We start from the raw sequence: 22,320 nt of genomic DNA, 5'->3' as shown, positions 1-22,320 counted from the left end.
CACACGCGCACGCCCGTGGACGCCGTACCGGACGAACCTGAGCGACCACCGCGAGTCACAGCAGGTCACAGCGGACATCGATCCCGGCGCCTCGACACCGCGGCTGGCGAGCAGTCACCGACCACGTCTTGGAAGCGGTCGAGGTGCTCATCACCGTGCACGTCGTCTCAGCGCTGCCGCTTCAGCCGCCAACGCCTGGATCCGGGCGAAGTCCCGACGCCGCACAGCATCGGTCGGAGTGAGCCAGCTGCCGCCGACGCAGCCGACGTTCGACAGAGCCAGGTAGTCCAGGGCGTTGGCCGCTGAGATGCCCCCGGTAGGACAGAAGCGCACCTGCGGCAGCGGGGAGCGCAGTGCGGCCAGGAACGGCGCTCCCCCGCACTGCTGGGCTGGGAAGAACTTCAGCTCGCTGATCCCGTGCTCCAGCGCGGTGAGTACCTCCGACACAGTGCTGACTCCCGGCAGAAGGGGGATGCCGATGTCACCAGTGGCCTTCAGCAGGGTGGGCGTCGTGCCAGGAGCGACCAGGAAGCCGGCCCCGGCCCGCACAGCACGCTGGACGTCCGCAGGACTCACCACGGTCCCCACCCCCAGCAGGATGTCCGGGACCTCGGCCGCCACGGCTCGAACGGCCTCCAAGGCCGCGGGGGTGCGCAAGGTGATCTCGATGATCGGCACTCCACCGTCCACGAGCGCCCGGGCGAGCTGCACAGCCGACTCGGCCTCCTCCAGGACCACCACCGGGATGACCGGGGAGACGTCCAGCACGCTCACCGCTGCAACTCGTCCTCGATCGCGCCCACGCCGTCGGCGCGCAGACGTTCGTACCAGCTCCTGACCTTCGCCGTGAATGCGCTGTGGCCGGACAGGTCACCGAAGACGTCCTCGAAGGAGGACAGCGCATCGATGCCCTCCCTAGCGCGCGCCTGCAGGCGTTCGGCCAGCGGGTCGGCCAGAACCTGCCCCCGCTCGGTCAGCGCCTGCACGTGCAGCGCCCAGGCCGCCACGGCCAGTGTCGACCAGCGCGGCAGGTGTCCGCCGGCGAGCCGCTGACGCACCACCTCCAGTACGCGCGGGGGCAGCTTCTGCGAACCATCGGAGCCGACCTGGGCAGTGGTGTGCGCGAGAGCCGGGTTCTTAAAGCGCCTCAGCACCTGCGCGGCGTAGTCGGTCAGGTCGAGCCCGACCAGCACGCCGAGGGTCGGCCGGACGTCCTCATCGATCATGCGTTCAGCAGCGGCGCGCAGCACCGGGTGCTGCACGGCGGCGGCGATGGTGTCGGCGCCGACCAGGGGACCGGTGTAGGCCAGCAGGGAGTGCGTGGCGTTGAGGATGCGCAGCTTCGCCTGCTCGAAGGGAGCGACGTCGGGCACGATGCGGACGCCGGCATCCTCCCAGCCGGGGCGCGGACCGCTGAAAGCGTCTTGGACCACCCACTGGGTGAACGGCTCGGCGACGACGGCCGCCTCGTCGCGCATCCCGAGCTCGGCTTCGACGGCGTCGAGGTCGGCGGGACTGGTGGCCGGGGTGATGCGGTCGACCATGCTGTCGGGGAACGCGGTTGCGCTCAACCAGGTGCTCTCGTGCCCTGCCGCGGTGAGGAACTGCCCCACCAGCCCGCGAAGCAGGGCGCCGTTGTGCGGCACGTTGTCGCAGGACAGCACGGTGACCGGCGGCAGCCCGGCAGCGTGGCGAGCTTGCAGGCCTCGAGCCAGCAGCCCGACCGGGGTGCGGGGAGCGGGTGCCGTGAGGTCGGCGAGCACCGCTGGATCACTCAGGTCGAGCCGCCCTCGACGCAGGTGGTAGCCCTTCTCGGTCACCGTCAGCGTCACCAGGTGAACGCCGGGCTGGGCGATCTGCTGGACGACGGCTCCGGAGTCCTGGCCGGCCAGCAGCACCTGCCGCAGCAGTGGGATGATCCGCGCCGGCCGCGCGTCCGGGCCGCGCTCGCTGAAGGAGTACAGCAGGTCTTGGGGGACCAGCCGGCGCCGGACCTCATCGCTGCGCAGGCTGACTCCGCAGATCCCCCAGCGATCATCGCCTCGAGCCAGGACCGCGTCGAGGGTGTGGACGGCCTGGTGGGCGCGGTGGAAGGCCCCCAGGCCGAGGTGGACGATCCCGGTGTGCAGCCGGTCCGGTTCGATCGGGAGGAGGCCGCTGCGCCGGGCGGCGTCCAGCGTCAGCCGGCTCACGACGGCGTCCCGGACGCCTGCTGCGCCGGGGTCACCGGGCCGTGCGCGTGGGACTGGGCTGAGGCGTGAGCCAGCACTTGCGCGCGAGTGGGGACCAGGCCGCTTCCCCCGCGCCCGCCCACCGACAAGGAGGCCGCAGCCACGCCGTAGCCGACGGCGGTGCGCAGGTCGTCACCCAGGGCCAAGCGGGCGGCGGTGGAGCCGACGAAGCAGTCTCCGGCTCCGGTCTGGTCCACGACGCTCGGTGCAGGCGCAGCCGGGACCCATCCGCTTCCGAGAGCTCCTTCGTAGTGCACACCGCTGGCTCCGCAGGTCACTGCGACTGCGCGGGCACCGCGGCGGTGCAGGACGGCGGCGGCACGGGAGGCGTCCCTGGAGGCGTCCCTGGAGGCGTCCCTGGAGGCGTCCCTGGAGGCGTCGCTGGGGAGGCCGCCGGCGACGTCAGCAGGAAGGGCGCTGCCCAGCAGTGCGGTCTCGGCGGGGTGCGAGGGGGTGATCAACGCGCAGGCCGGGGCGAGGTCGAGCAGGTCGCGCAACGCCTGCGTCCCTGCACGCAGCTGCGGTCGGTGGTTGGGGTCGTACACCAGCCGGCCCGGCGCCAGTTCGGCCGCTCGGTGCACCGCGGCCCGAGCCGACGCCGACACGGCGCAGGCGATCCCGCTGGCCAGGACGAGCCCGGCCCCGGCGATCTGCGTCGCCGGCAGATCGGCGGGCGACATCGTGGAGCCGACGCTGCCGGTGCGCGAGTAAACGAAGTGGCGCTGTCCTTGCGGGTCGGCGTGGGAGAAGTACACGCCCTGCTGCCCGCGTCCGGTGCGCAGCAGGTCGGTGCTGATCCCCAGCTCGGCGATCCTGCGGCGGATGGCCAGGCCACTGTCGTCCGCGGCCAGCACGGCGATCAAACCGACTCGGGCGCCGGCGGCCGCGGCGGCCGCGGCGGCGTTGAGGGCATCGCCTGAAGCCCCCACCCGCGCGGACACCCCGTCGCCGAGAGGAACCTCGGTGCTGATCTCCAGGAGCACTTCACCCAGGACGAGCACGTCGTACCCGCTCACCAGTCGTGCACCGTCCCGTCCAAGCGACGGTTGACCGGAAGGTAACGCGGCTGGTAGGGAAAGCGAGCCGCAGCAGCCTCGTCGAACTCCACGCCCAGGCCCGGGGCGTTGCCGGGGTGCATGTACCCGTCGGTGAAGGTGTAGGAGGAGCGGAAGACCTCCGCGGCCGGGTCGCGGTGCCCCATGTACTCCTGGATGCCGAAGTTGGGGATGGTCAGGTCCAGGTGCAGCGCAGCTGCGTGCGCGACCGGCGAGAGGTCTCCAGCGCCGTGCGCCCCGGACCGCACTCCGTACAGCTCGCCCAGGGCGTAGAGCTTGCGCAGGTGGGAGATGCCACCGGTGTGGGCCACCGAGGTGCGCACGTAGTCGATGAGCCGTTCGGTGATGAGGGTCTGCACGTCCCAGATGGAGGTCAACACCTCCCCCACCGCCAGCGGTGTCGTGGTGTGCGCGCGGATGACCCGGAACGCGGACTGGTCCTCGGCCGGGGTGGCGTCCTCGATCCAGAACGGCCGGTAGGGCTCCAGCGCCTTGCCGAGACGCGCAGCCTCGATGGGGGTCAGCCGGTGGTGCACGTCGTGCAGCAGGTGCACCGCGAAGCCGAAGCGCTCACGCACGGCCTCGAAGACAGTGGGGGCGAAGTCGAGGTAGGTCGAGGACTCCCACGAGCCCTCCTCGGGCAGGTGGGCGTTGGCCGGCTCGTAGACCTGCCCGTCCCCGGTCGACACCCCGTACGTCTTGGCCATCCCGGGGACGGCGGCCTGGATGCGCACCGCCTTGTAGCCGAGCTGGAGGTACTCAGCGACGGAGTCGAGCAGTTCGGGCACGTCGCGCCCGTCGGCGTGGCCGTAGACCATCACCCCGTCGCGGCTGGCGCCGCCGAGCAACTCGTACACCGGCAGGCCGGCAGTCTTGCCCTTGATGTCCCACAACGCGGTGTCGACGGCGGCGATGGCGGTCATCGCCACCGGACCGCGACGCCAGTAGGCGCCCTTGTAGAGGTACTGCCAGGTGTCCTCGATGCGGGCCGGGTCGCGGCCGACCAGCAAGGGGCAGACGTGATCCCGCAAGTAGGTCGCCACGGCGAGCTCACGGCCGTTGAGGGTGGCATCGCCCACCCCCACGAGACCGTCCGAGGTTTCGACCACGAGGGTCGCGTAGTTGCGGCCGGGCGACGTCACGACGACTCGTGCATCGGTGATCTTCATTGAGCGCTCCCGCGGTGGATTGCTGCCATACTAGTGTACGAAGGGGGCGCACGCTAGGCTCGACTGACCGCTCGAACTTGATCGACGATCGTGCGCAGACCGCGAGACCCGGTCGCGACCACGAAGTCGCACCGGCCCGGCTCCCTCGCCCCCACGATCTCCCCCTAAGGTCACGATGATGGGTACCGACGTGAATCCTCTCCGCATCGCCGTGGTGGGTGGCGGCTACCGGGCGGGCTTGTACCTGGACCTCGTGCGACGACTGCCCCACCTCTTAGAGGTGACGGGGGTGATGGTCCGCAGTGAACGAGCCGCGGTGCCGATCGCCCGGCGCGGGCTGCGCGTCCACCGCGACCTCCCTGCCCTGCTGCAGACGTCACCGAGCCTGGTCATGGTGCTGGTGCCTGCGCTGGCTGCCGCTCGACTCGTGGTCGAGCTGGTGCGGCGGGGCGCGGCCGTCCTCACCGAGACGCCGCCGGCGGCGGATATGGGTGAACTGAGGACCTTGTGGAACGAGGTCGGCAGTGCCGAACGGGTGCAGGTGGCGGAGCAGTACCTCCTGTTCCCGCACAACGCCGCCCGCTTGCAGGTGGTTCGCAACGGCTTGCTGGGCACTCCGACGTCGGTGCAGGTCTCCTCCACGCAGCTGTACCACGCCACGTCGATCATCCGCGGCTTCCTGGGTGTCGGTGCGCGACGGGCGCGCGTGCTCGCCAGCGCCAGCACCGCCCCCCTGGCGAACCCCATCTCGCGCAGTGGCTGGACCGGCGACGCCCAGCCTCACCCGCTGACCACCACGGTGGCCACGTTCGACTTCGGCGACGGGCGCTGCGGGCTGTACGACTTCACCGAGACGCAGACCCGCAATCCGCTGCGGACGCGCCGGTTGATCGTGCGGGGCAGCGTCGGCGAGCTCGTCGACGACCGCCTCGTGCGCTTGGCGGATGCCGCGACCGTCCTGAGCTCCTCCCTGGAGCGCCGCCAGACCGGGCACCACCAGGACGTGCAGGGCGCGGACATCGATCAGATCTCCGTCGAGGGGCAGGTGGTGTTCCGCAACCCCTTCCCCGGGTGCCGACTCTCCGACGAGGAGATCGCCATGGCCACCTTGCTGCAACGCGTCGGCGCCTGGTCTCGTCAGGAGGCCGCCGGGCCCTACTCGCTGGCCGATGCCGCCCAGGACCAGCTGCTGAGCTCGGCCATCGAGTCGGCGGTGAGCACGGGCCGGGAGGTGGTGACCTCGTGCGAGGCGTGGGCGGGCTCAGTCGGCAGGTGACCCGGCTCAGCGCCACCGACGCCCGGCACACCGGGCAGCGCCCTGGGGTCCCATGAGCGATCCCCGGCTACCCACCCCGCCCCGCGCCCGTCCAGCACCGCGCGGACCAGGCCGGGTCCTAGTGGCACTAGTGGTACTGGGCCGCTCGCCCGGTTCCGACCTCGACCTGCAGCTCGCGCACCCACCCAGGAGCAACCGTGATCAAAGTCGCCGTCATCGGCACCGGCAACATCGCCCTGTCCCACCTGCGCGCCTACCTCGCCTTCCCACGACGATGCACCGTCGTCGCCCTCGTCGACGTCCTGCCCGAGAGGGCTGAGGCCTGCAGGCGAGAGCTGGGTCTGGACCAGGCCAGTGTCTACCGCTCCCACCAGGACCTGCTGACCCGCGAGCAGGTGGACCTGGTGAGCATCTGCACTCCCCCCTCGACCCACGAGGAGGTCAGCGTCGCCTGCCTGCACGCTGGCGTGAACGTGCTGTGTGAGAAGCCCATGGCACCGTCACTGGCGGCGTGCGACGCCATCTTGAGCGCGGAGGAGCGCAGCGGGGCGTTCTTCTCCTCGGTGGCGCAGAACCGTTTCCGCGACGACGTGGTGGGTTTGAAGGCTGCGCTCGACTCCGGGCTGATGGGGCCCGTCACCCACGTGCAGGTCGACTCGGCATGGTGGCGCGGGCTGAGCTACTACGACCTGTCCTGGCGCGGTACCTGGGCGCAGGAAGGCGGTGGGTGCACCCTCAACCACGCCGTGCACCACGTCGACCTGCTGCTGTGGCTGCTGGGCGCCCCGGAGGCGGTCACGGCCGTGTTGACCAACGCCGCCCACGAGAACTCCGAGGTGGAGGACCTCTCGGTCGCCGTCCTGGCCTACCGACGAGCACTGGCGACCCTCACGAGCTCAGTCGTCTCCCACGGCGAGCACCAGCGGATCGTCGTGCACGGCCGCAACGCCAGCGTCAGCCTGGACGGGGAGGTGATCGCCGAGATCGCACAGCCCAACGGCTTCCCCGTCCCCGGCGGCGACGTCGCCCTCGCCCAGGACCTGCGCGCGCTGGCCACCTCGCGCGAGCCACTGGCGCACACCGGCCACGAGGGGCAGGTCGATGACGTGCTCACAGCACTGGAGACGCGGCGGCGCCCCAGCATCGACGGGCACGACGGTCGGCGCACGATCGAGCTGATCAGCGCGATCTACCAGGCCGGTATCGAGCGGCGCACGGTCGACCTGCCGCTGGCGGGCGTCGACCCGTACTACCGGCCCGGAATCCTCACCGAGCGGGCACCGCGCTTCTTCGAAAAGTCGACCTCGGTGGCCAGCACCTCCGGAACCATCACCGTTCCCGGGGACCCTCGCACTCCGGCCGGCGCTCCAGGTGCCACAGCAGGCCCGACCGCGGTCCTGACCCGCTCGCAGGCGGCGGACCGGTGAGCGCTGCTGACGGTGGCGCGTACGCCCCCGCCCCACTGCCAGACCCTGTCGTGGGAGCCGGTGAGTTCGAGTTCGCCGCCATCGGCCTGGCCCACGGCCACATCTACGGCATGTGCGCGGGCCTGCTGGGGGCCGGGGCGACCTTGACGTGGGTGTACGACCCTGATCCGGCGAGGGTCACCACTTTCCGGGAACGATTCCCCCAGGTACGGGTCGCCCGCTCGGAGGAGGAGATTCTCTGCGACCCACGCGTCCGGCTGGTGGCCGGTGCCGCCGTACCGAGCGAACGATGCGCCCTGGGCCTGCGGGTCATGGATGCCGGCAAGGACTACTTCACCGACAAGGCGCCGCTGACCACGAAGGAGCAGCTCACCGCTGCCCGCCAGGCGGTGACGCGCACCGGACGCAAGTACGCCGTCTACTACTCCGAGCGCGTCCACGTCGAGACTGCCGTCTTCGCCGGCCAGCTCATCGAGCAGGGCGCCATCGGTCGAGTCCTTCAGGTCATCGGGCTGGGTCCGCACCGGCTCAACGCTCCTGCCCGACCGGCGTGGTTCTTCGACAAGGACAAGTACGGCGGCATCCTGGTCGACATCGGCAGCCACAACGTCGACCAGATCCTGCACTACACCGGCGCTCGATCCGCCCGCGTCGCCACCAGCCAGATCGCCAACTACGCCCACCCGCAACACCCGGGCCTGGACGACTTCGGCGATGCGAACCTCGTCACCGATACCGGCGCCACCGGCTACTTCCGCTGCGACTGGTTCACCCCCGATGGTCTGCAGACCTGGGGCGACGGGCGAACCTTCATCCTGGGCACCGAAGGGTTCATCGAGCAGCGCAAGTACCTCAACATCGGGACATCGGAGGGCCCCGGGCACCTGTTCCTCGCCAACGGGCAGCAGGAGACGCACTACGAGGTGACCGGGAAGGTGGGGTACCCCTTCTTCGGTCAACTGGTGCGCGACTGCTTGACCGGCACCGAGACGGCGATGACCCAGGAGCACGCCTTCACGGCGATCGAGGTGGCCCTGCACGCCCAGGAGAACGCGGTCGACCTCACACCCACGCGCCCCGTCGCCTGACCACCCCCGTCCCGTGAGCGCACGTCCACCCGGAGCTCACCGCCTCGAGCCCGACGTCATCGCGTCCCTTCGGAGTGATCCATGACTGACTTGGTCCTGTCCCCCGACCGGCTCCTGCCTGCCGATCCGGCCACGCGATCGGTCGCCCGCCGGCTGTACCAGTCCGTGGCGGGCACCGCCATCTACTCTCCACACAGCCACGTCGACCCGTCGATGCTGGTCGACGACGAGCCCTTCAGTGACCCCGCCGCCTTGTTCATCACCCCTGACCACTACGTCACGCGCCTGTTGCACGCCCACGGCGTGTCCTTGCGCGACCTGGGTTGCGAGGAGGAGGGCCGGCCGGGAGAGACGTCCGCCCGCGCCATCTGGCGCCTCCTGTGCACGCACTGGCCAGTGTTCGCTGGAACTCCCGTGCGCTGGTGGCTGGAGACCGAGCTGAGCGAACTGTTCGGGGTGCGCGAGACACCCTCGGCTGCCACGGCTGACAGGATCTACGACCACCTGTGTCAGATGCTCTCATCCGACGCCTTCCGCCCCCGGGCGTTGTTCGCCCGCTTCGGGTTGAAGCTCCTGGCGACCACCGACGACCCAGCCGATGACTTGAGCGCCCATCGGGCCCTGCGAGCCGATCCGAGCTTTTCGGGGCACGTCGTGCCCACCTTCCGCCCCGACCGGTACTTCGACCCCACCGCCGTCGGCTGGACAGCAGCACTGGCAGACCTGGCCGCCAGCAGCGACACGTCTTGCGAAACCTACTCCGGACTGCTGGAGGCCCTGCGCAAACGGCGGGCGGTGTTCGCAGCGCATGGAGCCACGGCCTCAGACATGGGCGTTCCGGATGCCGGCTCCACACCGCTCACTGCTGCGGAGGCCGAGCGCATTCATCGCAGCGCTTTGACCGGTCAGGTCAGCGTCGCTGACGCGACCGCCTACCGTCACAACATGCTGTTCCGCATGGCGGAGATGTCCTGCGAGGACGGCCTGGTGATGCAACTGCACCCGGGGGTCATCCGCAACCACCACTTGCCCACGCTGCGCGCCCACGGACCCAACACCGGCCACGACCTGCCCGATGCCACCTCTTTCACCCGCCCCTTGGCGCCGCTGCTCAACGCCTTCGGGACGCATCCCCAGCTGCGCCTGATCCTGTTCACGGTGGACGAGACAACTTTCTCGCGCGACATCGCACCGCTGGCTGGTTTCTACCCCACCGTCTACGCCGGAGCCCCCTGGTGGTTCCTGGACTCCCCGGCCGCTATCGCTCGCTTCCGCGCCGCAGTCACCGACTCCGCCAGCTTCACGAAGACGTCCGGCTTCATCGACGACACCCGGGCCTTCTGCTCCATCCCCGCTCGGCACGACATGTCCCGGCGAGCCGACGCCGCCCACCTCGCTCACCTCGTTGTAACCCATCAGTTGCCCGAAGATGAGGCGATCGATATCGCCCGGCGACTCGTGTCGGAGATTCCCGTGCACGCTTTCAAGCTCGAGGCCTACACCCTGTGATTCTTCGTCAGCGGCGCTCGACCACCCAGCGGGTGTGATCCAGTCCCGACCCGTGGACGACGCCGCGGCGGGCGATGGGCGGGATGATACCCAGCTCACGAAGGGCGCGACGGTAGACGTCGCAGTCGCAGCCGCGATCGGCGTAGAGGTAGTGCGGACGCAGGCGTGGCTGGACGCGGACACGACGCATAACGGGGAGGACATCCACCAGCGGTAACAGCTGCGTCATGTCGTGGCGGTGGCCGCCGGCGAGCGTCACGACCAGCGGATCGCCGCGGGAGTCGGTGAGGAGGTGGTGCTTGGAGGTGTGACGAGCGCGGTTTACCGGCCGAAGGTCGTCGTGAGCCCCCCCTGTGAGCGCGCGCATGTGCGAGCCGCCGACCACCACCGTGTCCAGGCCCAGCTTCCCCGCGGCGCGCAGCTCATCGAGCACGACTTGGTGAAGCTGGGGCCACACGCCCGTCTCGGTCTAGTCCCTCAGCCGTCGCTGGCACGTCACCCTGCAGCAGCCCAACTGCTCGGTCGGTACTTGGCCCAGGTGCCGTCGGTGATCAGGACGTGGATGATGCCGGCCGGCGCGGCGCACTCATCGCGCGGCAGGCGCCCGGGGTGGCGAAAGCGGCGCGGCGGTCGCTGGGGTAGCAACGGCTGCACCCACTGCCACAGCTCGTCCGACACCAGCTCCGTGACCCGGTCGAGCACCACGCCATCGGTCGCGCCGTCCAGGCTTGTCGCACCTTCGCTCTACCGTCGATGCGGCACCCTCATCTCAAGACTGGTCGCTTCTGCGACGGAGCAGCCGGCCGGTGAGGTGCGCCCTCACATCGAGGACCGGGACGTCGCCAGGGTCGGCCCCGCGCTTTACGCGTACGGCAGGTAGTCGACCCGGCGGGCCCGGCGGGTCCACCCCGGCACGGGCAAGCACCCGCGCAGCCCCATGCCGGAGCTGGTGCGCGCCCGGCTGCCGTCGGCCAAGCGCACCGTCACCTGCCAGCGGGCAGGACCGAAAAGCTCGAAGACCCTGCCGGCCGCCACGGCCTCGACGACGACCTCGATGAAGGCGAGGTCGTCGTCCCCCGTGCCCAGCTCCCAGCGGCACGACCTTGAGCCGATCCCGAGGATCAGCTCATCGCCGAACTGCGTCCAGTGCAGCGGGCACGCGCCCTGGCGAGGGGTGAAGTCCACGGAGGCGTCGTCGGCGGAGCGGCCAACCTCGACAGCAGCGCCGAAGCGCTCCTCGACGTGGTCGGCCAGTCGTGCCAGCCGGGGGGCGTCCCAGTCGGCGGCACCACTGGAGCTGTGGGTGGTCACCGCGGCAGCATGCCCGCCGACGCTCGGCGAACGCTGCGCCAACGCGTGCTGATATGGCTGTCTGGCTGGTCCTGACCGTCTCAGAAACGGTGGCGGTCTCAACCGGTCAACGCAGCCCTGAGTGCGGTCGCAACCGCTCAAGAGTGGTGCGGATCGGTGTGGAACGTTCGGGTCAGTGGGGCGTCTAGAGGGTGTGAGAGCTGACGCGGCCGCCGGCAGCGGCTGGGACGACCGCCCCGACGGGGCGGGTGGACCGGTCCATGCCGGGCGTGGCCGTGGGCGCCGGTGGACGTCGGGCGATGCCCTCGCAGCTGCGCGCGGTCAGGCCTGCAGCGGCCCACAGGCCGACGGCGCGCACGCCGGCACCGGGCAGGGCGCTGACGCGGGCGGGGTGCGGGTCAGTGCCGGTGCCGGCGAGGCGCACCGGGTGCTGTTCGTGCACCACTTCCGGGCCACGGTGCGCCTGGCCGCGCTGCTGGGCGCGGACGATCCTGAGGACATCGCGCAGGAGGCCTTCGCTCGCCTGCACCAGCACCACGCCCGCCTGCACGAGCCGGCGGCGGCGCTGGCGTACGTGCGGCGCACCGCGGTGAACTTGACCACCTCGCGGCTGCGGCACCTGCGCGTGGTGCGCCGCACCCCCGGTGAGAGCAGCGCGGCGCCGGCTTCGGCCGAGGAGGTGGTGCTGGCCGCTGAGCGGGTGGACCACCTGCTGGCCGCGGTGCGCCGCCTGCCGGTGCGCCAGCGCCAGGCGCTGGTGCTGCGCTACTGGCTGGACCTGTCCGTGGCCGAGGTCGCCGAGGCGCTGCAGGTGCCCATCGGCACCGTGAAGTCGACCATCTCACGCGCCCAAAGCGCGCTGGCCGCCGACCTGGAGGAGCTGGCATGAGCCACCCCCGAGACCCCCGAGACCCCCGCGACTCGCAGGACCCCGACGACTCCCAGGGCTCCCATAACTCCCAGGATGCCGACACCCCTGGGGTCAACGCTGCCCGCGGCGATGCCGCAGGGGACGCGCGTGCGGTGCGGGTGCAGCAGCAGCTGGAGGACGTGGCCGCCCGAGCCCGCCGGCAGGGGCTGGGACAAGGGTCGGGACAAGGCCTGAGGCAGGGGTTGGGACAAGGTCTGGGGTACTCCTTGGCCAGTGAGCTGGACTGGCAGCGTCAGCAGCACTGGGTGCGGGTGCACCAGCGGCGCCGGGCGCGGCGGGTGTGGGGCTTCAGCGCCCTGGTGGCCGCGGCCGTGCTCGTCACCGCCACGGTGGCCTGGCCGCACCTGTCGCAGCAGGGTTCCAGTGTGCGCGTCGTGTCCGCCGCCCCCGGCCAGCTCGACGCCGGTCCCGGGGACGAGAGCGCGCAGGTGCACCCCGAGGACCCCGCCGCGCTGCCGCCGGAGCTGGCCGCGATGGCACCGGGGTGCGCCTACGACGCCGAGGCGGGGGCGGACACCGATCCCGCCCAGCGCGAGGCGGCCCTGGCCGCCGGCGCCGGTGAGCAGGCCCTGAGTGAGTACCGCACCGTCTTCGCCGCGGCCGGTGAGCTCTCCCAGGCTGTGGCGCTGCAGCACACCGGCACGGGCCAGACGTGGATGTGCACCGAAGTCGCCGGGACGGGTGCGGGCGTGACGGGCATGGAGCAGTTCGAGGCGGCCGGCACCCTGGAGCGCGCCTGGGGGTCCTTGCCGATCGGTGCGCCGGACGGCACCTACCTGCTGGACGTCAAGGGCGTCACCGGCGGGCGCATCACGGCCGTGAACCTGACCACCGCCGCCGGGTACACCTTCGAGGCCGTCGTGCAGGGCGGCATCTGGTGGGCCACCCCGCGCATCGAGACCATGGACGAGCCCGTGACCTGGCGCGCCGTCGACGCCGCCGGCGAGCAGGTCGCCACCGGCAGCACCGCACCGTGAGCAGCGTGCTGTAAGCACCGTGGGCACCGTGGGCACCGTGGGCACCGTGGGCACCGCATCGTGAGCACCATGGGCACCACACCGTGAGCACCGTGGGCGCCGCGTCGTGAGCACCGCGCCGCGTCCGCTGTCCACCCCGGGCGAGGCGCCGGGTGCGCCGGCACCTGCTGCGCGAGCTCTCGAGATCCGTGTGACGAGTGCCTGGGGGGTGCACTGATGCGGGCGGGGTTCATCGCGCGCGAGATGGGCGCGGGGCTGCGCCGCAACCTCACCATGAGCATCGCGGTGGTGATGGTGAGCACCATCTCACTGTTCTTCCTCGGCGCCGGGCTGCTGCTGCAGCAGCAGGTGGGCATCCTCAAGGGCCAGTGGTACGACCGGGTGCAGGTCTCCCTCTTCCTGTGCGGGCAGGCCAGCCCCGCTGAAGCGTGCCCGACCGGCGCCTTCACCAGCGAGCAGCGCGACGCGATCCGCGCCCAGCTGGAAGCCTCACCGCTGGTGCAGGAAGTCTTCTACGAGTCGCAGGAGCAGGCGTACCGCAACTTCCTGCGCATGTACGACACCTCCCTGACCGCCGACGTCACCCCCGAGGTGCTGCCGGAGTCCTTCCGGGTGCGCCTGGCCGAGCCCGATCGCTACGAGCAGGTGCGCGCCGCCTTCGCCGGGGCGCCCGGGGTGGAGGACGTGCCCGACCAGCGCGCGGTGCTCGCCCCGCTGTTCGCCGCGTTCGACGCGATCACCGCTCTCGCGCTGGCCCTGTCGGGGTTCATGCTGGTGTGCATGGTGCTGCTGGTCTCCACCGCGATCCGCCTGACCGCCTTCAGCCGGCGCCGCGAGGTGGGCATCATGCGCCTGATCGGCGCCTCCCGGGTGATGATCCAGCTGCCCTTCGTCCTCGAGGCGGTCGTGGCCACCGTCACCGGCGCGCTGCTGGCCGCCGCCACCTTGTACGCCGCGGTGCGCTTCGGCGTCAGCCGCCTGAGCGCCCGCCCGGACTTCACCATCCGCCTCGTCGCCGGCGAGGACGTCCTGCGCCATGCCCTGCCCGTCATGCTCGCCGTGGGTGTCCTCATCGCCGCGGTCGCCTCCCTGGCCAGCCTGCGGCGCTGGCTGCAGGTGTGAGCGGCCTGCTCCCGCAGTTACCCGCCGCGCCTCGGCCCCACCCGTGGCACGACGAGCACATCGAAGCGGTTCAAGCACGAGCCAGCACCGGAGTGGCGTCCAGCGCTGCACCTGAGTGGTGCTGGGCAGGGCACCTGCGCCCAGGACCGGCTCGCCCGGCTGCGCACAGTAGGTGCTGCTCGGCAGTGGATCCGAGTGGGCCACCACGCGCGAGGTGGTGACGGCACCCACGAAGTAGGCGACACTGACGTCCTTGCACGAGGCATGAGGAGGCAGGTGACGGTGTCGCGGTTCCACACCCGCAAGGCGTTGGGCATCAGCGCCGCCTCCCTGGCGACCTTGACGTTGGTCCCCCTGCTCGCCCCCGCCGGACGCACCGAGCGGCTCACGTTGCTGATGGCCGCCGTGCCGGTGGCGCTGCTGCTGGGCGCCGTCGCCGGCTGGACACCACCGGCACCGCGCCAAGCGCCAGCTGCGAGCAGTGCCGCGCACACCGTCGCCTCCACCGGGTTCGGCGACCACGCGCCAACCCACCTGCACGCTCACGACCACCCGCCCAGCACTGACCCCGGGCGGCCACCACAGGATGCCCGGGTGATCACAGGTGCGCTGAAGCCGAGGTCAGTCGTCGAAGAGTTGCAGCACACCCTGCCCCGGTAGCGGGGCATCGAGCACCGCCCGCACCGCAGTGGCATCCCAACCGTTAGCCACCGCGCTGCGCAGGGCCCTGGACCGCGCAGCGGTCGAGGCGCGGTCCCCGCCGCGCCAGCGCCAGTTCCACCAGGGCCCACCGCCGCGAGAGCGCATCGCCATGCGCGCCAGGTTCAGCGCTTGCGTGGAGGGCCAGACGTGACCGGTGGCATCGCCTGCCACGCGCACGCACAGCGGCACGTCGCACACCGCGTGCTCGGCCACCGCCACGTTCGCCGGGTCCATACCCAGCACCGCCGCCAGGACGTAACGGTTGGGCCGCACGCAGCGCGCCCGCCCCTCGCGCTTGAGGTAGAAGCGCCCGTAGTCGTCATCGGAGATGGCCCCCGTCCACAGCCAGCAGTCCCCGCTGCCCGGGCCCTTGACGACCTTGGCCCAGAACCGCGCCAGCTCACCGGCGTCGGCGATCGGGTCCACGCGCAACGCCAGCGCCGCCACCACTACCTCCTCGCGCGATTTCTCGTTCCACCCGCCGTCGGGGCCACCGCGCGCAGTGTGCAGCGCGTGGGTACCTGTTCTACCGGAGCGCACCCTGCGCCCCGTACGAGCGGGTACCAATCGGCACACGAGCAATCCTGAACTCCGCTTGAACGTTGCTAAATCATATTGCCGGTTATGCTCATTACGGCTGTGGAGAAGGACCCCGACCCCTTCTTAACTCCTTCGGGCAGGTCCTCGGCAGCTCCGCCGACGGCCCAGCACTGGCTCCCGTCGCCGACCTCACTAGAACTCGCACGCGCAACCTGCGCGCGGCGGATCGGTACCGGCCGGTCATGCCTTAGCCAGCATCGACGTAGCCACCCACGCCGAGGATGGGCGCGCCCTTGTGAACAGAACGCCGCCCGCGATCACGACCACGCCCTCCAGATGAGCCTGAGCCTGCATCTCGAGCGGACGCCTCGGCGGGTGCTTGCCAGCGTCGCCGTCGAGGCGACCAGCTCTCCACGGGCACCTCGCCGACGCACGCCCCGCGGTTTGGATACAGACGCGCGACTGGTAGACGTACCCGTGTGGATGGCGACCTGATCGGCACCTTGATCACCGCGGTGGTCGCCGTCGCCGCCTTGATCACTCAGGGGGTACAGAACGCCCGGACGCTGCGCTGGACCCGTGAGCAAGCTCAGCGCCAGCTTCAGCAGGCCCGTGATCAAGCACGTGAGCAGCTCCAGCAGGCTCGCGCCAGCCATGCCGACACCGACCGCTCCGCCCGCCGGTCGGAGCTGTGGCAGCGCTTTGAGTGGGCGTGCGCGGAGATCAACAGCGGTGACGAGGCACGGGCGGCACCCGGGTGGGCCCTCTTGCAGCAGCTGGCCGCCGACGGGTCTACTGATGCGGCGGATGCGAGGATGATGGCGGCGGTGATGGCGACGATGCGTGAGCAGCAGCGCCGCCGTCGGGCGGCACGGGACTGAGCGGGACGGGAGGGTCACTGATGGCACGAGCACACGCTTTGGCGCCCGGCGAGGTAGGCACCCCCGCTGAGCTCACCTACGCCGACGTCCTGGCCGCGCGCGCACTGCAGGCGATGCTGCAACGTGCCGGGGACCCGGTGCCCGCCGACGTCAGCCAGGACGCCGCGGTGGACTCGCGTACCGCTCCCCTGGCCGAGCAGCTTCCCGCCGTAGATCACACGCACACTGGCGACGAGGTCACCGAGCACTGAAACCGGCTCGAAGGCCGAGGCCACTCCCCTGCTGACTGAGCCACAGCACATACGGGGCGTGCTTGACCTGCTGTAGCCCACCGATCGAATCGCTGTTCCTCGGTACCGCCCTGTTCCTCGGTACCGCCCCGTTTCTCGGCGCCGAGCCTCTCTTGGCGCGGTGAATCTCTGCGGAGGCCCACCAGCGTCACCGATTCCGCGTCGGGTCGGCGCGCCTCCAACCGCGCGCGGTGCGCTCGATGAACTCTGCCTGCTCCAGCGCAGCGACGATCAAGCCGTGCGGGTCATCGACGTCGTCGAAGGACAGGTCGCTCACCGGACCGCTGTCGATCAGGACGACGGCGCGGTAGGCCATCAGACGCGCCGCAGGGTGCATCCTTCCGGGCAGCTGCTGCAGCCACGCCCAACCTTGCGGAGGGATGAAGTCACCGGCTTCGGGGTGGACGTTGGCGAAGCCCTGCACCGTGCGGGTGGGGCTCGGCCGGCTCGGCGGCACTGGGGGCAGGGATCGCCATCGACGGCGCTCTGTATCGCGCCCGTCACCGCGCTCAGCTTCCGGGTCCGCGGTCGAGGCAGCGCCGCGGCGGGCGGCGCGCACCAGTCGACGCGCCTGCTCAGCCCGCCGGAGCTCTAGGTGCCGCCCTGCGGACGCGGTGCGCGTGGCTTCGTCGTCGGCTCGGTGGGCGGCTTCCGCCTGTTGGTGCTCGGCCAGTGCCTCCTCGCGGGTGGGCGTCCACACGCCCTGCCCATCCAGGTGGCACTCGCTCAGGGGGTGCCAGCTCACCCGGCCAGGATGGTGGGTGCCGATCTCCACCCCGAACAGCTCCTCGGGGGCCGGGTCGCTACCCGGTCCACCTTGGATTCCGTGCGTCGAGGTGCTCTGAGCTGTTGCGGGCGTGCTCACTGCGCCCGGCGGGGCAGGCGGCTGGCTTGGGGTGCGCGTGCGGGTGCGCACCTGGAAGCTGACCCCGCGCTGCTGGCGCATGCTTAGCGCCTCGCGCTCACGCTGCTCCCCAAAAATCCAGGTGACGACGGCGACGTGGCGGCGGTAGCCAGCATCGCGCTCCAGCACCCGCGCCCATGGCAGGGCGGACAGCTGTACCTCCAGCGTCTGCGTGCCCACCGCTGGCCGTGCGTGTGCCACTGAGGCCGGTGAGGCCGGTGAGGCCGGTGAGGCCGGTGAGGCCGGTGAGGCCGGTGAGGCCATCGACGGCGCCTCGAGGGCCTGTGGAAGGAGGGCGAGGTCGAAGCCGGCGCCGGGGTCGCGCACGCTCCACCGCATGCGCTCCTCAACGCCGGGCTCCGCGGTGGCCGGGCGCACGTAGACGTCAGCGCGGGTGCCGTCGCTGAAGCGGCGCTCCAGGCGCGCCTCGTATCCCTGGGCGCTGAGCCAATGCTGCAGCTGCCGCTGGATGGCCAGGTGCGCGTAGCCGCGCTCGAGCGCCTGGGCATTGTGTGCCGACAGGCAGCCGTCGGCTCGATCGCGCTCGTGGCGGAAGTGGGGGGCGCGCACTGCACCGGCGACCACCAGCAGCCGGCGCCCGCAACCACCTGCGCTGGTGCTACACCAGAAGCCTCCTGGGTGCTGCGTGCGCAGCCGCACGCCTGCAGCACGGTTGCCGGGCACTGGGACCGTGACCTGGCCGGCCGGTCCGTCGACGACGGCGTAGCGGGGCCGTCCACGCTCCATGCTCACTGCGCTCTTCTCCCTCGACGGCTCGATCACCGCGCCAGCGTGGCGCTGAGCACCGACACTGTCCGCCGTCGCGGTCCGGGCGCGGCACGCACCGGCGCCCGGTGGTGCGGCGCTGACGGCGTCGTCGGCGCGCGCGGGTGCCGGTGCGAAGCGCGTGCCGGGGCCTCGCGCGCCCGGTGGCGGCCGAGTCGCCGACGAGATGCGGCAGGCCGCGGCTGAACTTGCGCCCCTGCACCTGCTCACGGCGGCGCTTGTGACAGGCTGTGCCCCGGGGAGGGCCAGTGACCGAGCAGTTGTCCGACGACGACGTCGCGGGTGAGGGTGGTGTGAGCGAGGGCGTCGCGCTGCAGCCGCTGCGCGCCCCGGCCCCGGTGGGTCAGCACTCGCTGGGCCGGCCCGCGCCGGCTCCCCCGCCGAGCCAACCGCTGCTGCTCCCCGCTCAGCGCATCTCCATCTACGACGACGTGCAGTGGGAGGAGTTCGTCGTGGAGTGGGCTACCACCTTGCCTTACCGGCAGGTGATGCGCAGCGGAGGCGCCAACGACCACGGCGTGGATGTCGCCGGCTTCCTCGACGACTCCGGCTTTGAGGGCGAGTGGGACTGCTACCAGTGCAAGCACTACAGCAGGGCGTTGCTGCCCAGTGACGCCTACCCGGAGATCTTGAAAATCGTGCTGGGCGCCTTGGCCGGGTACTACGCCTGGCCGCGCCGCTACCGCTTCGTAGCGCCCAAGGGGTACGGCACCACATTGGCCAACCTGCTGCACTCAGCCTCACGACTGAAGCGGGGGCTGCGCCAGGAGATCACGAAGGAGCGCAGCGCCCTGGCCAAGCAGCTCGGCGAGCACTCCTGCGATGAGGTCCTCGCCTTCATCGCCGAGGCCGACTTCACCGTGTTCGGCACCATCGAGCTGCACGAACTGGTCGAGCAGCACTCGCGCACCCGCTGGCACACCGCCCGCTTCGGGGTGCCCCTGCCTGCCCGCCCCGCTCCCCCGAGCCCCAGCGTCGACCCCTCTGCCCATGAGCAGCGCTACCTCGCCGAGCTACTGGCCGCCTACGCCGAGCGGCACGGTCAGAGCTTCACCCACCGGCAGGCGATGGATCACCAGCAGGTCAGCGCCCACTACCTGCGCCATCGTGCGGCCTTCTACAGCGCTGAAGCGCTGCGGGTCTTCGCCCGCGACTCCGTTCCCGAGGGCACTTTCGGCGCGCTGCAGCAGGAAATCTTCGACGGCGTGGTCGACGTGCACGACCAGGAGCACCGCGACGGGCTGCAGCGCCTGCACGAGGTCGCCACGGCCGCCCGCCAGCTGTCCTTGACCGCTAACGGGCTCCTGCCGGTGGTCGAGGTGCGAGATCGCACCGGCATCTGTCACCAGCTGGCCAACGAGCACCGGCTGAGGTGGCGCCATGCAGCCGCTCAATAGCCCCCTGGAGCTGGGGGTGCGCGTCCTGGTCGTCTTGACCGCGTGCTTCCCGCGGACCCTGGACCTAGACCAGCTGGTCTTGATGGACCACTGCCTGCTGCACAGCGCCGACCTAGGTGGCCCGCCCAGCTTGCTGCCCGCGGTCTCCACGCGCAGCGGTGAGCTGGGCTTGAAGCGCACCGTGCTCGAGCACGGTGCGCAGCTGATGGCCCGGGCCGGCATGGTGGAGGTGGTGACCAGCGAAAAGGGGTTGACTTTTCGTGCCGGCGAGGAGGCGGCCCCGTTCCTGCGCCTGATCTCGTCACCGATGATGCGGTCTTTGTCCGCCATCGCCGAGTGGGCCGTGGCGGAGTTCGCCGACCTCAGCACCGAGCAGATCCGCACTCGGATGCGCACGGTGTCTCAGCAGTGGGCCGAGGAGTTCGCGCTGACCCCTGACGACAAGGCGGAGCACGCATGAGACTGCTGCACCTGAGTGCCGTGGGTCCCGGGCGCCCGACCGCCGTCGTGGAGTTCGCGCCGCGCCTGACGGTCATCTACGGCGCCTCCGAGACCGGCAAGAGCTACGTGCTGGACGCCGTCGACTTCGTACTGGGCAAGCGCGAGTTGCGCTCGGTGCCTCAAGACCAGGGGTACCGCACTATGCTTCTGGGGATTGAGTTCGCCGACGGCGCCGTGGTGACGCTGGCTCGTGAGCTGCGCGGAGGACGCATCAGCGTCTTCCAGGAAGACTTGCGCAGTCTCCCCCAGCGCCCGGCCGATCAGGTGCTCATCGGCAAGCACAACGGCAACAACCCGGCCAACATCTCGCGCTTCCTGCTCGACGAGCTCGGCATCGCCGGCGCGCAGCTGCGCAAGAACAAGCGGAACGTGTTGCAACCGATGAGCTTTCGCCAAATCGCTCACCTCGTGCTCATCGACGAGGAACGCATGCAGTCGGTGACCTCACCGGTGGAGAGCGGCCAACCGATCCAGCGCCCCGTGGAGTGGTCCGCCCTGAAGTTGCTCCTGGAGGGCCAGGACGACTCTAACCTGGTCGCCGGCGAGGACGCGACCGCCTTCCGGCGGGTCAACCGAGCACAGCTGCAGGTCCTCGAGCGTGCCGTCGAGCAGTTCCGCGCTCAGCTGCAAGGAGCACCCGACGCCGAGGAGGGCCGGCAGTCGCTCACCCGCGTTAACAACGCCATCGAGGCCACTTCGGAGTCCATAGCCGGTGTGCTGGCGCAGCGTGAACGTGCCGTGGAGCGCAGCAGGAGACTGCGCCAGGAGCAGGCCACGGCCCAGGAGCGTGCTGCGGAGGCGGGCGCCTTGCTGGGTCGATTCTCGCTGCTGGCGCAGCAGTACGCCGCGGACTTGGCGCGGCTGCAGTTGGTGAAGGAGACGGGCACGCTGCTGGGGTACTTCGACACCGAGTCGTGCGTCTTCTGCGGTGCCGACACCCGCCACCAGCGCCGTGAGCACGCCATCTACGAGACCGTGCAGCTGGCCAGCGCCGTCGATGCGGAGACGGCGAAGACGCAGGCTCTGCAGGACGACCTGGCCGAGACACTCGCGGGCCTGCGCGCTCAGCTGCTCGAGGCTGAAGAACGCCTTCTCGGGCTCGCACCGCAGCTGGAGTCCAGCATCCGCGAGGCCAGCGACCTAGACCAAGCCCTGCAGCCAGCACAAACCTCGCTGCACCAGCTGATCGAGCGACGCTCGCAGCTGGAGCAGTGGTCGGGCTTGTGGGCGCGCGTCGGCGATCTGGAGGCACTGCGCGCCAGCGTCGCCCAGGAGCGCCCAACAGCGAGCGATGCGGTCGGGCATGGCATCACCAGCGCCACCCAGCAGGACCTGTCCCGCACACTGCGCAGCGTCCTGACGCAGTGGGAAGTTCCCGGTGCGTCGGATGCCAGCTTCACCTTCACCACCGCGCCGGCCATCACGATGCAGCAGCGCAGCCGGGAATCGCGCGGCAAGGGCATGCGCTCTGTCCTGCACGCGGCCTTCAGCATCGCGCTCAGCGAGTTCTGCACCGAGCGTGACCTTCCGCACCCGGGATTCGTAGCTTTGGACACCCCGGTCCTGACCTACCGGGACGCGGAGCAGGGATCGGCGTCCGCATCGGAACAGGTCGTGGCTCAATCCGCCGATCAACTGAGCGGCACCGACCCGCTGTCCACGCAGGACGATGAGTTGCTCAGCGGATCAGTCGCCCGCGCCTTCTACCGCTACCTGTCCACCATCCACACCGGGCAGTGCATCGTCATCGAAAACCAGACGCCCCCACCGGTGAGTGCTCCCGGCTGCGCCACTATCTACTTCTCCGGCAGTTCGGACAGCGGCCGATCAGGTTTCTACCCCTTGTAAGGGTGCGAGTGACGCGGCGAACGCTTCATGTTTGGCTTGATGACCATGCTGAGCAGAACGCAGCAGGAGCACCGGCGAGGTATGAGCTCGTCGCGGAAGTTTACCCCAAAGTTCTCTATACCCCCATCCCCGGCTCCAATGACACCTTGCTGTCCATCGACAAGGTTCGTCGTCTCCTCGGCTTCGAACCAGAGCACAGCTGGCGCCTGACCTGACCGCCGCTACAGCGTCGGTCCTCGCGTGTACCGCGCGCCCGACTCCATAGCCCCGCCGATCTCGATGCTCCACCCGTAGCTAGCCACATCTGAAATGGTGCACCGGCACAGGGAGGGCAGGCCATGCCCGTAACGGTGGGTCGACCGGGGCGCGCCCGCC

The 22,320-nt window shown here is 70.6% G+C and carries 22 protein-coding genes and 1 pseudogene; 14 read left to right on the top strand and 9 right to left on the bottom strand.

Going from position 1 to position 22,320, the window contains the following annotated elements; genetic code table 11:
- Nucleotides 1-150: 150 nt before the first annotated feature.
- Genes eda through manD form a run of 4 tightly spaced genes read right to left on the bottom strand, consistent with a single transcriptional unit; the run spans nucleotide 151 to nucleotide 4,455 of the window.
- Nucleotides 151-774 (bottom strand): bifunctional 4-hydroxy-2-oxoglutarate aldolase/2-dehydro-3-deoxy-phosphogluconate aldolase, encoded by a 624-nt coding sequence (eda, locus tag ACRYMN_RS10505; protein WP_432494726.1) that lies wholly within the window; start codon nucleotides 772-774, stop codon nucleotides 151-153.
- Nucleotides 771-2,192, bottom strand: a complete 1,422-nt coding sequence (locus tag ACRYMN_RS10500; RefSeq protein ID WP_432494724.1) for a mannitol dehydrogenase family protein — start codon at nucleotides 2,190-2,192, stop codon at nucleotides 771-773. The genes eda and ACRYMN_RS10500 overlap by 4 nt, the downstream gene beginning before the upstream one ends.
- The gene (locus tag ACRYMN_RS10495; protein ID WP_432494722.1) at nucleotides 2,189-3,247 is read right to left on the bottom strand and encodes a PfkB family carbohydrate kinase; all 1,059 of its coding nucleotides are present in this window, start codon (nucleotides 3,245-3,247) and stop codon (nucleotides 2,189-2,191) included. The genes ACRYMN_RS10500 and ACRYMN_RS10495 overlap by 4 nt, the downstream gene beginning before the upstream one ends.
- On the bottom strand, nucleotides 3,244-4,455 hold the full coding sequence (gene manD / locus ACRYMN_RS10490; protein WP_432494720.1) for a D-mannonate dehydratase ManD: 1,212 nt from the start codon (nucleotides 4,453-4,455) through the stop codon (nucleotides 3,244-3,246). The genes ACRYMN_RS10495 and manD overlap by 4 nt, the downstream gene beginning before the upstream one ends.
- Nucleotides 4,456-4,633: 178 nt before the next feature.
- On the opposite strand from manD, the gene ACRYMN_RS10485 reads away from it, so the two are divergent.
- The 4 genes from ACRYMN_RS10485 (at nucleotide 4,634) to uxaC (ending at nucleotide 9,755) form a co-directional block, all read left to right on the top strand.
- On the top strand, nucleotides 4,634-5,731 hold the full coding sequence (locus ACRYMN_RS10485; protein WP_432494718.1) for a Gfo/Idh/MocA family oxidoreductase: 1,098 nt from the start codon (nucleotides 4,634-4,636) through the stop codon (nucleotides 5,729-5,731).
- A 197-nt stretch (nucleotides 5,732-5,928) separates the two neighbouring features.
- Nucleotides 5,929-7,158, top strand: a complete 1,230-nt coding sequence (locus ACRYMN_RS10480) for a Gfo/Idh/MocA family protein (protein WP_432494716.1) — start codon at nucleotides 5,929-5,931, stop codon at nucleotides 7,156-7,158.
- Entirely contained in the window at nucleotides 7,155-8,246 is a 1,092-nt protein-coding gene (locus ACRYMN_RS10475) for a Gfo/Idh/MocA family protein (protein ID WP_432494714.1), read from the top strand. The genes ACRYMN_RS10480 and ACRYMN_RS10475 overlap by 4 nt, the downstream gene beginning before the upstream one ends.
- An 81-nt stretch (nucleotides 8,247-8,327) precedes the next feature.
- Nucleotides 8,328-9,755: a glucuronate isomerase gene (gene uxaC, locus ACRYMN_RS10470; RefSeq protein WP_432494712.1), complete on the top strand. Its 1,428-nt coding sequence runs from the start codon at nucleotides 8,328-8,330 to the stop codon at nucleotides 9,753-9,755.
- A 7-nt stretch (nucleotides 9,756-9,762) separates the two neighbouring features.
- Here the strand turns inward: uxaC and ACRYMN_RS10465 are convergent, their stop codons facing one another.
- The 3 genes from ACRYMN_RS10465 to ACRYMN_RS10455 all read right to left on the bottom strand — a co-directional run bounded on the left by ACRYMN_RS10465 (nucleotide 9,763) and on the right by ACRYMN_RS10455 (nucleotide 11,066).
- Nucleotides 9,763-10,188, bottom strand: coding sequence for a transposase (locus ACRYMN_RS10465; protein WP_432494710.1), 426 nt, complete (start codon nucleotides 10,186-10,188; stop codon nucleotides 9,763-9,765).
- Nucleotides 10,189-10,250: 62 nt separating this feature from the next.
- Nucleotides 10,251-10,460 carry a hypothetical protein gene (locus ACRYMN_RS10460; protein ID WP_432494708.1) on the bottom strand — a complete coding sequence of 70 codons (210 nt, stop codon included), beginning with the start codon at nucleotides 10,458-10,460 and terminating at the stop codon, nucleotides 10,251-10,253.
- 156 nt (nucleotides 10,461-10,616) lie between these two features.
- Nucleotides 10,617-11,066 carry a hypothetical protein gene (locus ACRYMN_RS10455; RefSeq protein ID WP_432494706.1) on the bottom strand — a complete coding sequence of 150 codons (450 nt, stop codon included), beginning with the start codon at nucleotides 11,064-11,066 and terminating at the stop codon, nucleotides 10,617-10,619.
- A gap of 391 nt (nucleotides 11,067-11,457) precedes the next feature.
- Here ACRYMN_RS10455 and ACRYMN_RS10450 point away from each other — a divergent pair, with 391 nt between their 5' ends.
- The 4 genes from ACRYMN_RS10450 (at nucleotide 11,458) to ACRYMN_RS10435 (ending at nucleotide 14,756) form a co-directional block, all read left to right on the top strand.
- Entirely contained in the window at nucleotides 11,458-11,955 is a 498-nt protein-coding gene (locus tag ACRYMN_RS10450; protein ID WP_432494704.1) for an RNA polymerase sigma factor, read from the top strand.
- A 248-nt stretch (nucleotides 11,956-12,203) separates the two neighbouring features.
- On the top strand, nucleotides 12,204-12,974 hold the full coding sequence (locus ACRYMN_RS10445; RefSeq protein WP_432494702.1) for a hypothetical protein: 771 nt from the start codon (nucleotides 12,204-12,206) through the stop codon (nucleotides 12,972-12,974).
- Nucleotides 12,975-13,190: 216 nt separating this feature from the next.
- Nucleotides 13,191-14,096: a permease-like cell division protein FtsX gene (gene ftsX / locus ACRYMN_RS10440; protein WP_432494700.1), complete on the top strand. Its 906-nt coding sequence runs from the start codon at nucleotides 13,191-13,193 to the stop codon at nucleotides 14,094-14,096.
- 276 nt (nucleotides 14,097-14,372) lie between these two features.
- The gene (locus tag ACRYMN_RS10435; RefSeq protein ID WP_432494698.1) at nucleotides 14,373-14,756 is read left to right on the top strand and encodes a hypothetical protein; all 384 of its coding nucleotides are present in this window, start codon (nucleotides 14,373-14,375) and stop codon (nucleotides 14,754-14,756) included.
- Here the strand turns inward: ACRYMN_RS10435 and ACRYMN_RS10430 are convergent.
- The gene (locus ACRYMN_RS10430; RefSeq protein ID WP_432494696.1) at nucleotides 14,718-15,245 is read right to left on the bottom strand and encodes a hypothetical protein; all 528 of its coding nucleotides are present in this window, start codon (nucleotides 15,243-15,245) and stop codon (nucleotides 14,718-14,720) included. The two genes, ACRYMN_RS10435 and ACRYMN_RS10430, sit on opposite strands and share 39 nt — an antisense overlap.
- A 572-nt stretch (nucleotides 15,246-15,817) precedes the next feature.
- Here ACRYMN_RS10430 and ACRYMN_RS10425 point away from each other — a divergent pair.
- Complete coding sequence (locus tag ACRYMN_RS10425) at nucleotides 15,818-16,219, top strand: hypothetical protein (protein WP_432494694.1); 402 nt, start codon at nucleotides 15,818-15,820, stop codon at nucleotides 16,217-16,219.
- Between the two features lie 20 nt (nucleotides 16,220-16,239).
- Nucleotides 16,240-16,470: a hypothetical protein gene (locus ACRYMN_RS10420; protein WP_432494692.1), complete on the top strand. Its 231-nt coding sequence runs from the start codon at nucleotides 16,240-16,242 to the stop codon at nucleotides 16,468-16,470.
- Between the two features lie 187 nt (nucleotides 16,471-16,657).
- On the opposite strand, the gene ACRYMN_RS10415 is transcribed toward ACRYMN_RS10420, so the two are convergent.
- On the bottom strand, nucleotides 16,658-18,196 hold the full coding sequence (locus ACRYMN_RS10415) for a competence protein CoiA family protein (RefSeq protein WP_432494690.1): 1,539 nt from the start codon (nucleotides 18,194-18,196) through the stop codon (nucleotides 16,658-16,660).
- 251 nt (nucleotides 18,197-18,447) lie between these two features.
- On the opposite strand from ACRYMN_RS10415, the gene ACRYMN_RS10410 reads away from it, so the two are divergent.
- From ACRYMN_RS10410 to ACRYMN_RS10395, 4 genes and pseudogenes are all read left to right on the top strand, one after another.
- Entirely contained in the window at nucleotides 18,448-19,596 is a 1,149-nt protein-coding gene (locus ACRYMN_RS10410) for an ABC-three component system protein (RefSeq protein ID WP_432494688.1), read from the top strand.
- On the top strand, nucleotides 19,580-20,056 hold the full coding sequence (locus ACRYMN_RS10405; protein WP_432494686.1) for an ABC-three component system middle component 2: 477 nt from the start codon (nucleotides 19,580-19,582) through the stop codon (nucleotides 20,054-20,056). The genes ACRYMN_RS10410 and ACRYMN_RS10405 overlap by 17 nt, the downstream gene beginning before the upstream one ends.
- Nucleotides 20,053-21,945, top strand: a complete 1,893-nt coding sequence (locus ACRYMN_RS10400) for a hypothetical protein (protein WP_432494684.1) — start codon at nucleotides 20,053-20,055, stop codon at nucleotides 21,943-21,945. Before ACRYMN_RS10405 ends, ACRYMN_RS10400 begins: the two co-directional genes overlap by 4 nt.
- Nucleotides 21,946-22,028: 83 nt before the next feature.
- Nucleotides 22,029-22,160 (top strand): annotated as a pseudogene (locus ACRYMN_RS10395) (NAD(P)-dependent oxidoreductase); the annotation flags it as partial.
- Nucleotides 22,161-22,320: the final 160 nt, after the last annotated feature.

The sequence above is a fragment of the Kineococcus gypseus genome, assembly GCF_050871305.1.
In the GTDB taxonomy this organism is placed as follows: Bacteria; Actinomycetota; Actinomycetes; order Actinomycetales; family Kineococcaceae; genus Kineococcus; species Kineococcus gypseus.
The sequence above is the reverse complement of the archived record's forward strand: the minus strand, read 5'-3'. Positions and strand labels throughout refer to the sequence as shown.